This window comes from Enterobacter sp. RCC_40 (assembly GCF_041360735.1).
GTDB lineage: Bacteria > Pseudomonadota > Gammaproteobacteria > Enterobacterales > Enterobacteriaceae > Enterobacter > Enterobacter ludwigii.
The window spans coordinates 376,192-389,567 of sequence record NZ_JBFUPR010000003.1 but is presented as its reverse complement, the minus strand read 5'-3'; the positions used below and the strand labels follow the sequence as shown (position 1 = coordinate 389,567).

The following is a 13,376-nucleotide window of genomic DNA, read 5'->3' as shown; positions in this document are numbered from 1 at the left end:
CAGCGCAACACGCGCTGCGAGGGTTAAGCCTGGGCTGCCAGGCTCACTTCTTTTGCCACCCGTTCCGTTGCATCAGGAATAGCGGTCGCGCGTGCGCGTTGCGCCATCTCCAGTAATGCCTCTCTGTTCCAGCCCGCCAGGGTGGTGGCGACCGCATCGGCGGTAAATTGTGGCTGTTCAAATATTTTCGCGGCGCCGGCTTCCTCAAGCGGCAGCGCATTCCAGTACTGCTGTCTGTCTTTGTGCTGGAACGGCACAAACAGAGCCGGCAACCCGGCGGCGGCAATTTCGCTGACCGTCAATGCGCCAGAGCGGCAGACCACGACATCGGCCCAGGCATACGCTGCGGCCATGTCGTCGATAAATTCCGTCACTTTATGCTGCGGCTGGCCTTCATCGGCGTAAGCCTGCTCAACCATCTGCTGAGCACCTTTTCCGCTTTGGTGCCAGATTGTCACCGCATCACCCAGCTTTGCTGCAACCTGCGGCATCGTCTGGTTTAAAATGCGTGCGCCCTGAGAACCGCCAACGACCAGCACACGGACCGGCCCTTCACGACCAGGCAGGCGCGCATCCGGTAATGGCAGCGCCAGCACGTCTACGCGCACCGGGTTACCCACCACGTCCGCCTTCGGGAAGGCTCCCGGGAAAGCCTGCATCACTTTGGTGGCAATTTTCGCCAGCCATTTATTGGTCAGACCGGCAATGCCGTTCTGCTCATGCAGCACCACGGGGATGCCCAATGACCAGGCCGCCAGCCCACCCGGGCCAGAAACATAGCCGCCCATCCCCAGCACCACATCAGGCTTAAAACGCTTCATGATGGCGCGCGCCTGACGCCAGGCGTTGAAAATACGCACCGGTGCCAGAAGCTGGGCCTTAATGCCTTTTCCGCGTAAGCCGGAAATGCGAATAAAGTCGATCTCGATACCGTGCTTCGGTACCAGGTCGGCTTCCATGCGGTCCGCGGTTCCCAGCCAGCGTACCTGCCAGCCCTGATCCATTAAATGGTGCGCAACTGCGAGCCCCGGGAACACATGTCCACCGGTACCGCCTGCCATCACCATTAACCGCTTCGGTTGATTCATCGTGAACCTCGTGTAAACGCCTGGGCTTTTTCCAGACGCGTTTCATAATCTATGCGTAACAACATCATGATGGCCGTCGACATAATCAGCAGACTGGAACCACCATAACTGATCAACGGCAACGTCAGGCCTTTGGTCGGCAGCATACCCGCTGCGGCCCCGACGTTAACCAATGCCTGGAAACTAAACCAGATACCTATTGAGCAGGCTAAGAAACCTGAAAAGCGGTGATCGATCTCCAGCGCTTTCCGCCCAATCGACATGGCGCGGAAAGCGACGAAGAATACCATTAATAGCGCTAATACCACACCGATATAACCCAGTTCTTCCCCAATAATGGAGAAGATGAAGTCAGTGTGCGCTTCGGGTAAATACTCCAGTTTTTGTACCGAGTTGCCCAGGCCCTGACCCCAGACTTCACCGCGACCAAAAGCCATCAGCGACTGCGTCAGCTGATAACCGCTGCCAAACGGGTCTTCCCACGGGTTCCAGAATGAGGTCACACGGCGGATACGGTAAGGCTCGGCGAGGATCAGCAGCACAACCGCTGAGATACCCATTCCGATGATGGCGATGAACTGCCACAGCTTCGCCCCGGCCAGGAACAGCATTGCCAGCGTGGTGACAAACAGCACGACCACGGTACCAAGGTCAGGCTGCGCCAGCAGTAAGACCGCCAGCACCAGAATAACGCCCATGGGTTTTAAGAAGCCGCGCAGGTTATTACGCACTTCATCCACTTTACGTACCAGGTAGTTAGCCAGGTAGCAGAACAGGGAGAGCTTGGTAAATTCCGCGGGCTGAATACGCAGTGGGCCAAAGGCAATCCAGCGCGATGCCCCGTTTACGGAGCTCCCCACCACCAGCACGATCAGCAGCATAATGATGGAGGCGATCAGCATCGCGGTACTGTGCCGCTGCCAGAACTCCATCGGCAGACGTAATGTCACCAGCGCCAGACAGAACGCCAGGATGATGTACAGGCCATCACGTTTCGCAAACAGGAATGGATCGTTCGCCAGCCGCTGCCCGACAGGCATTGACGCCGAGGTCACCATGATAAAACCAACCGCCGCCAGTCCCAGCGTGAGCCAGAAGAGCGTACGGTCGTACATGACCAGGCTGTCGTTATCTTTTTGACGAGAGCCCATCACCCAGCCTTTGAGTGCCGCAAACACCCACGCCAGAACGCCAAATCCTGGCAGGCGCGGCATTTTCAGGCGAGGGAGAGATAAACGCATCAGCCTAACTCCTTCGCCAGACGGGTAAAGAGATCGCCACGCTGTTCGAAATTCTTGAATTGATCGAGACTGGCGCAGGCCGGAGAGAGCAGCACCATATCACCCGGCTTCACGCGAGGGGCAATCAGCCGCATCGCCTGCTCCATGGTCTCGGTTTGCTCGGCAATGTCAGGACGCAGCTCAGCCAGCTCACTGCCGTCGCGACCAAAGCAGTACAAGCGGATATTATTCCCGGCGAGATACGGTTTCAGCGTGGAGAAATCCGCCGATTTACCGTCGCCGCCCAGCAGTAAATGCAGGGTCCCTTCAACGTGCAGGCCGTTCAGGGCGGCCTCGGTACTGCCGACGTTGGTGGCTTTTGAGTCATTAATCCAGCGCACACCGTTATGCTCCAGCGCCAGCTGGAAACGGTGCGCCAGGCCGGTAAAGGTGGTCAATGCTTGCAGGCTGGACGAACGCGGCAGCCCTACGGCATCCGCCAGCGCCAGCGCCGCCAGAGCATTGGTGTAGTTATGCTGGCCGGTAAGCTTCATCTCTTTCACGTTCAGCACTTTCTCACCCTTCACGCGCAGCCAGGTTTCGCCCAGTTGACGGTTAAGATGATAGTCACCCATGGTGATGCCAAAGCTAATGCAGCGATCGTCCGCCCCGCGCACCGGCATGGTCAGGGCGTCATCCGCGTTGACGACGCAGACCTTCGCATTTTCATAAATGCGCAGTTTGGCGGCGCGGTACTGCTGCAGACCAAACGGATAGCGATCCATATGATCTTCAGTAACGTTAAGGATCGTCGCCGCGGCCGCACGAAGGCTGGAGGTCGTTTCCAGCTGGAAGCTGGAAAGCTCGAGGACGTACAATTCACAGCCCTTATCCAGCAACATCAGCGCAGGCAGGCCAATATTGCCTCCCACGCCCACGTTCATGCCCGCCGCTTTCGCCATCTCACCCACAAGGGTGGTGACGGTGCTTTTACCGTTAGAGCCGGTAATCGCGACAACGGGTGCCTGCGCTTCACGGCAGAACAACTCAATATCACCGACAATCTCAACGCCCGCATCGGCCGCGGCGCTGAGTGAAGGATGCGCCAGCGCCATACCGGGGCTGGCGACAATCAGATCGGCTGCCAGCAGCCAGTCATCATTCAGACCACCAAGGTGGCGTTCAACCTGTTCCGGCAGTTTATCCAGACCCGGCGGAGAAACACGCGTATCCATTACGCGAGGCGTCACGCCGCGCGCGAGGAAAAAGTCCACGCAGGAGAGGCCTGTCAGCCCCAACCCGATGATAACGACTTTTTTGCCCTGGTAATCTGCCATGATTAACGTACCTTCAGCGTTGCCAGGCCAATCAGCACCAGCATCAGCGAAATAATCCAGAAGCGCACAATCACGCGCGGTTCCGGCCAGCCTTTCAGTTCATAGTGATGGTGAATCGGTGCCATACGGAAGATGCGCTGTCCGCGCAGCTTGAAGGACCCGACCTGCAAAATCACTGAAAGGGTTTCAACCACAAACACCCCACCCATAATCACCAGCAGGAACTCCTGGCGCAGCAGTACGGCAATAATGCCCAGCGCGCCGCCCAGAGCCAGTGAACCGACGTCACCCATAAAGACCTGCGCCGGGTAGGTGTTGAACCACAGGAAGCCCAGTCCCGCCCCGACAATCGCCGTACAGACGATAACCAGTTCGCCCGCGTGTCGCAGGTATGGAATGTGCAGATAGTTAGCAAAGTTCATGTTACCGGTGGCCCACGCCACCAGCGCAAAACCGGCGGCGACAAAGACGGTTGGCATAATTGCCAGGCCATCCAGACCGTCGGTCAGGTTTACGGCGTTACCGGTGCCCACGATGACGAAGTAGGCCAGCAGAATGTAGAACAGCCCCAGTTGCGGCATCACATCTTTAAAGAACGGCACCACCAGCTCGGTGGCGGGTGTGTCTTTTCCTGCCAGATACAGCGCGAAGGCCACGCCCAGCGCAATCACCGACATCCAGAAGTATTTCCAGCGGGCGATCAGACCTTTGGTGTCTTTACGCACGACCTTGCGGTAATCATCAACAAACCCAATGATGCCGTAGCCCACCAGCACGGTAAGTACGCACCAGACGTACGGGTTAGAGGGATAAGCCCACAGCAGTACGGAAACAACGATCGCGGTCAGGATCATGATCCCGCCCATGGTCGGCGTACCCCGCTTGCTGAAGTGCGACTCCGGACCGTCGTTACGCACAACCTGACCGAAGGAGAGTTTTTGCAGACGGGCAATCATGCGCGGGCCCATCCACAAAGAGATGAACAGCGCAGTCAGCAGGCTGACAATGGCGCGAAACGTCAGATAGGAAAAGACGTTAAAGCCTGAATAATATTTGACCAAATGTTCGGCCAGCCAAACTAACATGTCCCGTTCTCCTGTAATGCGTGCACAACCTCTTCCATGGCGGCACTACGTGAACCTTTCACTAACACAGTCACAATTTGTTTTTCTGTCATCAATGCCTTAAGGCGTTCAGTCAGCGCGGCTTTATCGGCAAAGTGCTCGCCAACACCGCTGGCATGGCTAATCGCCTGGCTCAGTTTTCCAGCGCTCAGCACGCAATCAATACCTGCCGCTTTCGCCGCGTCCCCCACCTGGACATGACAGGCTTCGCTTTCATCACCCAGCTCAGCCATATCGCCCACCACCAGCACGCGATAACCTGGCATCTCAGACAACACCTGCACCGCCGCGGTCATTGAGCCGACGTTCGCGTTATAGGAGTCATCCAGAAGCAGTTTGTTTTCCGCAAGCTGGATCGGGAACAGACGCCCCGGCACGGCTTTTAAATTTGCCAGACCGGTTTTAATCGCCTGATGCGACGCACCAACCGCCATCGACAGCGCCGCTGCCGCGAGCGCATTGGCGATATTATGACGACCCGGCAATGGCAGAAGCACCTCAATGCCACCGGTTGGGGTATTAAGGGTGAATTCCGTGCCATGCGAAGTCACATGAATATTGGTCGCGGTAAAATCACTGTTGGCCGCATTCGGCGAGAAGCGCCAGGTCTTGCGGGAACCAATGATCTGTTGCCAGTTCAGCCAGTCATTGTTGTCGGCATTCATAATGGCGATACCGTCTTCCGGCAGGCCGGTATAGATCTCGCCTTTAGCTTTCGCCACGCCTTCCAGCGAACCAAAACCTTCCAGATGTGCAGCGGCCAGGTTATTCACCAGCGCTGCTTCCGGGCGCGTCAGGCTCACGGTCCAGGCGATTTCGCCCTGGTGGTTTGCCCCTAACTCGATCACGGCAAATTCATGCTCTTTGGTCAGGCGAAGTAATGTCATCGGCACGCCGATATCATTGTTAAGGTTGCCTGCCGTATAAAGCGTATTTCCGCACTGGCTCAGGATGGCCGCAGTCATCTCTTTCACAGAGGTTTTACCTGATGAACCGGTCAGCGCGACGACGCGCGTCGGCACCTGCCGACGAACCCAGGCCGCCAGCTCGCCGAATGCCAGACGGGTATCTTTCACCACGATCTGCGGCAGATCGACAGCGAGTTTACGGCTGACCAGCAGCGCCCCTGCACCATTCTCCCTGGCCTGTTGTGCAAAATCATGCGCGTCAAAACGTTCGCCCTTCAGCGCCACAAACAGACAACCCGGGGTCACTTTGCGGGTATCGGTCGTTACGGCATCGATGGTCAAATCGTGACCCAGCAGCTCGCCCTGCAGTACCGCAGCGGCCTGACTTAAGGTGATGCTAATCATGCCACGACTCCCAGCAGACGCGCGGCCGTGACGCGGTCCGAATAATCGAGACGACGGTTGCCAACAATCTGATAATCCTCATGGCCTTTCCCGGCCAGCAGCACAACGTCGTTTTCCTGAGCCTGCATGATGGCGTTGGTCACGGCTTCCGCACGGCCTTCCACCACGCGGGCGCGGCCTGCATCCAGCATGCCCGACAGAATGTCGTTAATAATGGCGCGCGGCTCTTCAGTACGCGGGTTGTCATCGGTTACAACCGAAATATCCGCGAACTGTTCAGCAATGGCACCCATCAGTGGACGTTTGCCCTTATCACGGTCGCCACCGCAGCCAAACACACACCAGAGCTTACCGGTGCAGTGCAGACGCGCCGCTTCAAGTGCTTTTTCCAGTGCGTCCGGCGTGTGGGCATAATCGACCACCACGGTCGGTTTGCCCGGTGCGCTGAACACTTCCATACGGCCACATACCGGCTGCAGACGCTCGGCCGTTTCCAGCAGCGCGTTCATCGGATAACCCAGCGCCAGCAGCGTCGCCAGCGCCAGCAGCAGGTTGCTGACGTTAAACGCACCCATCAGACGGCTTTCAATTTCACCGTCACCCCATGAGGAGGTAAAACGAATGGTGGCGCCACTGTCGTGATAATCCACCGCAACCGCCTTCAGCCAGCGGCCGTGGCAGTTCGGGTTGATATGGTCTTCCATCGACACCGCAACCGCATCCGGCAGCTTCGCCAGCCAGCGGCGACCGACTTCGTCGTCAGCGTTGATGATGGCCTGTCCGCTATGGTGGGTGGAGTAGAGCAGCCATTTCGCTGCTTCGTAATGCTCCATATCACCATGATAATCAAGGTGATCGCGGCTCAGGTTAGTGAATACTGAGGCGGCAAACTTCAGCGCCGCCACGCGGTGCTGCACCAGACCGTGGGAAGAGACTTCCATGGCGGCAAAGGTTGCCCCCTGCCCTGCCAGGCCGGCCAGCACGTGCTGTACGTCGACCGCGGAGCCGGTGGTGTTTTCGGTCGGGCTCACTTTGCCCAACAGACCGTTACCAACAGTTCCCATGACCGCACCGGTTTCACCCAGCAGCTGCGCCCACTGCGCCATGAGCTGCGTGGTTGTGGTTTTGCCGTTTGTACCTGTCACGCCCACCAGACGCAGCCGATCGGACGGTTCGTGATAGAAACGTCCGGCCAGCGCAGAGAGACGCTCGTTTAACTGACTGAGATAGATGACCGGTACCCCGTGCATTTCACGGATTTCACCGTCAGTTGCCTCATCTTTAGCCTCAGCAATAATGGCAGCAACACCTTGCGCAATCGCCTGCGGGATATAACGACGCCCGTCCGCCTGATGACCGACCACCGCCACAAAAAGATCGCCAGAAGCAGCCGCACGGCTGTCCAGTACCATCTCTCGCAGTGCTCGCTCCGGTGCATTAGGCACCCACGGAGCGAGAAGGTCGCGCAAATTACGATCTGCCACCTGTACCCTCGCCTTGATTAATTACAAATTCACTTTTCTCGCCCGTTGCCAGCGCATCCGGTTCGATGTTCATGGTGCGCAACACGCCGCCCATGATGGCCCCGAACACAGGCGCGGAAACGGCGCCGCCGTAGTATTTACCCGCCTGTGGATCGTTAATGACGACCACCAGCGCAAAACGCGGATTACTGGCAGGCGCAACGCCTGCGGTATAGGCAATGTATTTGTTGATGTAACGGCCGTCTGGCCCCACTTTTTTCGCGGTACCGGTTTTGATGGCGATGCGATAGCCTTTGATCGCCGCCTTCACGCCGCCGCCGCCAGGCAGCGCCACGCTTTCCATCATATGAACGACGGTACGAACGATGGATTCCGGGAAGATACGCTCACCCGGAACCGGTGGATCAACTTTGGTAATGGACAGCGGACGATAGACGCCATAGCTGCCAATCGTTGCGTAGACTCGCGCTAACTGTAACGGCGTTACCATTAGCCCGTAGCCGAAAGAGAAGGTGGCCCTCTCTATGTCAGACCACCGTTGTTTTTGAGGATATAAGCCACTGCGTTCTCCGACCAACCCCAAATTGGTCGCCTTTCCAAGCCCAAAACGTGAGTAAGTCTCTACTAACGCTGAGGACGGCATCGCTAACGCCAGCTTTGAAACGCCAACGTTACTCGACTTCTGTAAAACCCCGGTCAGGGTCAATTCGCTGTAGCGCGCCACGTCTTTAATCTCGTGGCCGTTAATACGGTAAGGGATCGTGTTCAGAACCGTGTTTTCATTGACGATGCCACGCTGGAGCGCCGTCATGACCACCATCGGTTTCACCGTGGAGCCCGGTTCGAACACGTCGGTAATCGCCCGGTTACGCATCGCATCTTTTGCGGTGCCGGTAAAGTTGTTCGGGTTATAGGACGGGCTGTTGGCCATCGCCAGCACTTCGCCCGTACTGACGTCCACCAGCACGGCGCTGCCGGATTCCGCCTTGTTGAAGGCGACAGCGTTGTTCAGCTCGCGGTAGACCAATGCCTGCAGACGCTCATCAATACTCAACGCCAGGTTGTGTGCCGCCTGACTGTCCGTGGAAGAGATATCTTCGATAACGCGGCCGTAGCGGTCTTTACGAACAATTCGCTCGCCAGGCTGGCCGGTGAGCCACTTATCGAAGCTTTTTTCAACGCCCTCAATCCCCTGGCTATCAACGTTGGTAAAGCCAATGAGGTGAGCGGTTACTTCGCCGGAAGGATAGTAGCGGCGGGATTCTTCACGAAGGTGAATACCCGGCAGCTTCAGCTTACGAATGTAGTCCGCCATGTCAGGATTGACCTGACGCGCCAGATAGATAAAACGCCCTTTTGGATTGGCGTTGACGCGGGAAGCGAGCTGATCCAGCGGCATTTTCAGGGCATCCGAGAGCGCCTTCCAGCGGTTATCAAGCGTAATGCCACCCGCATCGTGCAGCTCTTTCGGATCGGCCCAGATGGCTTTAACCGGTACGCTCACGGCCAGTGGACGGCCTGAGCGGTCGGTGATCATCCCGCGGGACGTCGACACTTCCTGAACGCGAAGGGAACGCATGTCGCCCTGTCGAACCAGCATGTCAGGGGCGATGATTTGCAACCATGCCACGCGTCCCAGCAGGAAACCCAGCGCCAGTAAAATGCAGCCGCAAAGCAACGCAAAACGCCAACTGATAAAGTTGGCCTGTTCTTCCTGACGTTTTGGTTTAAGCGTTTTTGCCGCTGCTCTCATGCGTCGCGTTTTCCCTTATTTTTGTACTACAATATTTTCCTGAGAAGGATCAACATGCTGCAATTGCAGCTTTTCCGTTGCGATCCGTTCAACCCGGCTGTGATCGCCGAGCGCATTTTCTTCAAGGATCAGGTTTCGCCATTCAATATCCAGCGCATCGCGTTCCAGTACCATCTGCTCGCGTTGCGCAGTTAACAAGCGTGTGTGGTGGGCAGTCGTGACCACCGTGACGGCCGTGACAATGATGCAAATGAACAGACAGAGTGGCAGTTTCCCAAACCGCAAAAGATCGTCGCCGATCACGCCAGGCAAGGCATGGCGCTCGTTGCTTCCTAACGAATCCTTAACTTTGCTTAGGGTCTCTGTCACTCTGCCGATCATGCGTTCGTCCTCTCTGCAACACGCAGCACTGAACTACGGGCGCGTGGATTCTGTGCCACTTCTTCTTCGCCCGGCATCAACTTGCCTAATGCTCGCAACTGACGGCCACCCAGCTTCCTGAGTTGTTCTTCCGTCATCGGCAGCCCCGCTGGAACCTGTGGACCGCGGCTTTGTTCACGCATAAAACGCTTCACAATGCGGTCTTCCAGCGAATGGAAGCTGATGATGGATAACCGCCCACCCGGGGCCAGCACGTCGAGCGAGCTTTTTAGCGCCAGCTCTATTTCCTCCAGTTCACTGTTTACCCAGATGCGAACCGCCTGGAAGGTACGGGTCGCGGGATGTTTGTGCTTATCCTTCACCGGCGTCGCCGCCGCGATCACCTCGGCAAGCTCTTTCGTGCGGGTCATCGGCTCAATGCGGTTACGCTCAACGATGGCGCGCGCGATACGCTTGCCAAAACGCTCTTCGCCGAAGGTTTTGATCACCCAGGCAATATCCGCTTCGTCCGCGGTCTGTAACCACTCGGCGGCAGACTGACCGCGAGTAGGATCCATGCGCATGTCCAGTGGACCATCGCGCATAAAGGAGAAGCCGCGTTCAGCATCATCAAGCTGGGGTGAAGAGACGCCAAGATCGAGAAGGATTCCGTCGATCTTGCCCGTCAGGCCGCGCTCGGCAACATAATCAGCGAGCGCAGAGAAAGGTCCATGCACGATGGAAAAGCGTGGGTCATCGATGGTTTGCGCAACGGCAATCGCCTGCGGATCGCGATCGATTGCCAGCAGACGCCCTTCCGCTCCAAGCTGGGAGAGGATTAAGCGCGAGTGGCCACCGCGACCAAAAGTGCCATCAATGTAGATGCCGTCCGGACGAATATTCAGGCCGTTAACGGCCTCATCCAGCAGCACCGTTTTATGTTTGTAATTTTCCATCATATTTATAGAGACAAGTCCTGCAGCCGTTCCGATAATGTCGCGGAATCAGACTGCTCAGCGTCGATATCTTCCTTGACCTGTTGATACCAGGTCGTTTCATCCCACAGTTCAAACTTGTTGAACTGCCCGACCAGCATCACTTCTTTGGTCAGACCGGCATGTTGCCGTAACACAGGGGCAATCAGTAACCGGCCTGCGCTATCCATCTGACATTCACTGGCATGTCCCAATAACAACCGCTGCACGCGGCGTTCCTGCGGGTTCATGCTCGACAGTCGCGACAGCTTTTGCTCAATAATTTCCCATTCAGGTAAGGGGTAAAGCAGCAGGCAGGGGGAGTTGATGTCAATGGTGCAAACCATTTGACCCGTAGCGTTCTCAATCAGCTGGTCGCGGTATCGGGTTGGTACCGATAAACGCCCTTTGCTGTCGAGATTGACTAACGTAGCTCCACGGAACATGCCAGTCTCACCCCTCCTCACCACTTTAACCCACAAATTCCCACCTAAAGGAGTTTACGGAGCGAGGGAAAAGCTTGTCAAGCCAGGACTCTCCCTATACAGGCCCGAAAGGCCTCTATTTACAGAGATAAACAGTCCTGGTTAATAACTGCACAACTGGCGAGGCAAAATTAACGTTATGAATATTTGTAAGAAAAAAACCGAATATGCACACTAGCGTTAAGGCTCACTCAATATCATCGCAGATAAATATAAAGTGTCAGTTTGCGACGCGGGCAGCATTTTATGACAGATTCTCAGGGGATAACAGCGCCAGATTCACCCCAGGGCTCGCGAAACGCGGCGGTTGCCGTGCAAGCTGGCACAGGAGAAGGAAAAACGTCTGAATATTCATCGCCGGAAGAGGGTTTGTAACAAAATAATACAAAGACAGGCATTTAAAATCGTTTAAACGTCCTTTAAAGGAACCATTAAACGCCAAAATGAATTAAGAAAAATAGCAGAAGGTAAATTCGCAAGAATTATCCTAATTTCTCTACGGGAATTATCCCGGCGAATTATTTCGTCAAAAGGGGGCAGATTTCTCCGCCCCGTCATTTCATTTATGGCGGCTCAAAATTCCGCGATGGTAAAGATTACGTTTAATACGCGTCAGACCCGGCTTCGGTTTACGCGGCTCGTCCAGACTTGCCAGCACAATTTCCAGCACGCGTTCAGCCACATCACGATGGCGTTGAGCCACCGCCAGAACCGGGCACTGGAGGAAGTCGAGCAGCTCGTTATCACCGAAGGTCGCGATGGCCAGGTCGGAAGGCAGTTTACCCTCACGGCGTAAGGTCACATCCATCACCCCCTGCAGCAGAGCAAATGAGGTGGTGAATAGCGCCTGCGGCATCGGGTGCGTTTCCAGCCATTTCTCGAAAAGCTGTGCGGCCGCTTCACGTTCATAGCTGTTGGCATAGAGGTAGTGCACCTCACGGGGATCGTCTTTCCAGGCGGTTCTGAACCCCTGTTCACGCAGGAAGCTGACTGACAGTTCAGGCAGCGCCCCCAGATACAGCACCGTTTCAGCCGGGAAGGTTCTCAGCTCTGCCGCCAGCATCTCGGCATCATCCTGATCGGCACCGACGACGCTCGTGAAATGTTCCCTGTCGAGCGCACGATCCAGCGCCACAATCGGGAATGGGTCGTTCGCCCAGCGCTGATAAAACGGGTGTTCAGGCGGTAAAGAGGTGGAGACGATGATGGCATCGACCTGACGCTGGAGCAGATGCTCAATACAGCGCATCTCGTTGTCGGGCTGGTCTTCCGAGCAGGCAATCAGCAACTGATAGCCACGCTGGCGCGCCTGACGTTCAAGATAGTTGGCGATACGGGTATAGCTGGTGTTTTCCAGATCCGGGATCACCAGGCCAATAGAGCGGGTGCGTCCGGCACGCAGGCCAGCTGCGACAGCATTCGGATGGTAGTTATGTTCACGAACCACCGCCATAACTTTTTCAACGGTCTTATCGCTGACACGGTACTGCTTTGCTTTACCGTTAATCACATAGCTGGCCGTTGTTCGTGACACGCCGGCTAGCCGGGCGATTTCATCCAGTTTCACAATTGCCCCTTAAAAAATGAAAAGAGTCCATGGCCTTGGCAAGGTTATGGTTAAATCTTTTAACATCTAAACGCAGAATAGCCTTCACGGCAACCGCTTTTATCTCTGTTGTCGGCTGATTACACAAAAAAAGCCCGGCTTTGGTGACCGGGCAGAAAGAGGCGAACCTTTTAGACAACTAACGCATGATCTTATCGCCGCGTGACAGGCCAACAACACCCGATCTCGCAACCTCAACAATTTTTGCCACATCCCGTACAGATGCCAGGAAGGCATCCAGCTTGTCACTCGTTCCGGCCAGCTGAACCGTATATATAGAAGGCGTGACGTCTATAATCTGCCCACGGAAGATATCCGTATTACGTTTCACTTCCTCGCGCCCGTAACCGCTGGCCTGGATTTTCACCAGCATGACCTCTCGCTCAACGTAGGCACCCTGCCCCAGCTCGCTGACGCGCAGAACATCGACTAGCTTATGCAGCTGTTTCTCGATCTGCTCAAGCACTTTGGCATCGCCGACGGTCTGGATGGTCATGCGCGACAGCGTCGGATCGTCAGTCGGCGCAACGGTCAGGCTTTCAATGTTATAGCCGCGCTGTGCAAAAAGGCCAATGACGCGCGACAGTGCGCCAGACTCGTTTTCCAGTAAAACAGATAATATCCGGCGCATA

At 56.1% G+C, this 13,376-nt stretch carries 12 protein-coding genes; all 12 read right to left on the bottom strand.

What is annotated here, in order from left to right; all coding sequences use genetic code 11:
• Positions 1-23: 23 nt before the first annotated feature.
• Entirely contained in the window at positions 24-1,088 is a 1,065-nt protein-coding gene (murG, locus tag AB6731_RS14110; RefSeq protein ID WP_371006488.1) for an undecaprenyldiphospho-muramoylpentapeptide beta-N-acetylglucosaminyltransferase, read from the bottom strand.
• Entirely contained in the window at positions 1,085-2,329 is a 1,245-nt protein-coding gene (ftsW, locus tag AB6731_RS14105) for a cell division protein FtsW (protein ID WP_014168628.1), read from the bottom strand. Before ftsW ends, murG begins: the two co-directional genes overlap by 4 nt.
• Positions 2,329-3,645 carry a UDP-N-acetylmuramoyl-L-alanine--D-glutamate ligase gene (gene murD, locus AB6731_RS14100; RefSeq protein WP_047955044.1) on the bottom strand — a complete coding sequence of 439 codons (1,317 nt, stop codon included), beginning with the start codon at positions 3,643-3,645 and terminating at the stop codon, positions 2,329-2,331. Before murD ends, ftsW begins: the two co-directional genes overlap by 1 nt.
• Positions 3,646-3,647: 2 nt before the next feature.
• Entirely contained in the window at positions 3,648-4,730 is a 1,083-nt protein-coding gene (gene mraY, locus AB6731_RS14095; protein WP_008501985.1) for a phospho-N-acetylmuramoyl-pentapeptide-transferase, read from the bottom strand.
• Positions 4,724-6,082 (bottom strand): UDP-N-acetylmuramoyl-tripeptide--D-alanyl-D-alanine ligase, encoded by a 1,359-nt coding sequence (gene murF, locus AB6731_RS14090; RefSeq protein ID WP_371006487.1) that lies wholly within the window; start codon positions 6,080-6,082, stop codon positions 4,724-4,726. Before murF ends, mraY begins: the two co-directional genes overlap by 7 nt.
• Entirely contained in the window at positions 6,079-7,566 is a 1,488-nt protein-coding gene (murE, locus tag AB6731_RS14085; RefSeq protein ID WP_223398439.1) for a UDP-N-acetylmuramoyl-L-alanyl-D-glutamate--2,6-diaminopimelate ligase, read from the bottom strand. The genes murF and murE overlap by 4 nt, the downstream gene beginning before the upstream one ends.
• Positions 7,553-9,319: a peptidoglycan glycosyltransferase FtsI gene (locus AB6731_RS14080; RefSeq protein ID WP_014168624.1), complete on the bottom strand. Its 1,767-nt coding sequence runs from the start codon at positions 9,317-9,319 to the stop codon at positions 7,553-7,555. The genes murE and AB6731_RS14080 overlap by 14 nt, the downstream gene beginning before the upstream one ends.
• A gap of 15 nt (positions 9,320-9,334) precedes the next feature.
• Positions 9,335-9,700 carry a cell division protein FtsL gene (gene ftsL / locus AB6731_RS14075; RefSeq protein ID WP_008501989.1) on the bottom strand — a complete coding sequence of 122 codons (366 nt, stop codon included), beginning with the start codon at positions 9,698-9,700 and terminating at the stop codon, positions 9,335-9,337.
• Complete coding sequence (gene rsmH / locus AB6731_RS14070; protein ID WP_014168623.1) at positions 9,697-10,638, bottom strand: 16S rRNA (cytosine(1402)-N(4))-methyltransferase RsmH; 942 nt, start codon at positions 10,636-10,638, stop codon at positions 9,697-9,699. The genes ftsL and rsmH overlap by 4 nt, the downstream gene beginning before the upstream one ends.
• Before the next feature lie 2 nt (positions 10,639-10,640).
• Positions 10,641-11,099: a division/cell wall cluster transcriptional repressor MraZ gene (mraZ, locus tag AB6731_RS14065; RefSeq protein ID WP_025205427.1), complete on the bottom strand. Its 459-nt coding sequence runs from the start codon at positions 11,097-11,099 to the stop codon at positions 10,641-10,643.
• 598 nt (positions 11,100-11,697) lie between these two features.
• Complete coding sequence (gene cra / locus AB6731_RS14060; protein WP_014168621.1) at positions 11,698-12,705, bottom strand: catabolite repressor/activator; 1,008 nt, start codon at positions 12,703-12,705, stop codon at positions 11,698-11,700.
• A gap of 178 nt (positions 12,706-12,883) precedes the next feature.
• Positions 12,884-13,375 (bottom strand): acetolactate synthase small subunit, encoded by a 492-nt coding sequence (gene ilvN, locus AB6731_RS14055; RefSeq protein WP_003856371.1) that lies wholly within the window; start codon positions 13,373-13,375, stop codon positions 12,884-12,886.
• Between the last annotated feature and the right edge of the window lies 1 nt (position 13,376).

Bases quoted from the DNA above. Each gene is read 5' to 3' on its own strand.
- murG (WP_371006488.1), bottom strand. From the start codon at position 1,088: ATGAATCAACCGAAGCGGTTAATGGTGATGGCAGGCGGTACCGGTGGA.
- ftsW (WP_014168628.1), bottom strand. From the start codon at position 2,329: ATGCGTTTATCTCTCCCTCGCCTGAAAATGCCGCGCCTGCCAGGATTT.
- murD (WP_047955044.1), bottom strand. From the start codon at position 3,645: ATGGCAGATTACCAGGGCAAAAAAGTCGTTATCATCGGGTTGGGGCTG.
- mraY (WP_008501985.1), bottom strand. From the start codon at position 4,730: ATGTTAGTTTGGCTGGCCGAACATTTGGTCAAATATTATTCAGGCTTT.
- murF (WP_371006487.1), bottom strand. From the start codon at position 6,082: ATGATTAGCATCACCTTAAGTCAGGCCGCTGCGGTACTGCAGGGCGAG.
- AB6731_RS14080 (WP_014168624.1), bottom strand. From the start codon at position 9,319: ATGAGAGCAGCGGCAAAAACGCTTAAACCAAAACGTCAGGAAGAACAG.
- ftsL (WP_008501989.1), bottom strand. From the start codon at position 9,700: ATGATCGGCAGAGTGACAGAGACCCTAAGCAAAGTTAAGGATTCGTTA.
- rsmH (WP_014168623.1), bottom strand. From the start codon at position 10,638: ATGATGGAAAATTACAAACATAAAACGGTGCTGCTGGATGAGGCCGTT.
- mraZ (WP_025205427.1), bottom strand. From the start codon at position 11,099: ATGTTCCGTGGAGCTACGTTAGTCAATCTCGACAGCAAAGGGCGTTTA.
- ilvN (WP_003856371.1), bottom strand. From the start codon at position 13,375: ATGCGCCGGATATTATCTGTTTTACTGGAAAACGAGTCTGGCGCACTG.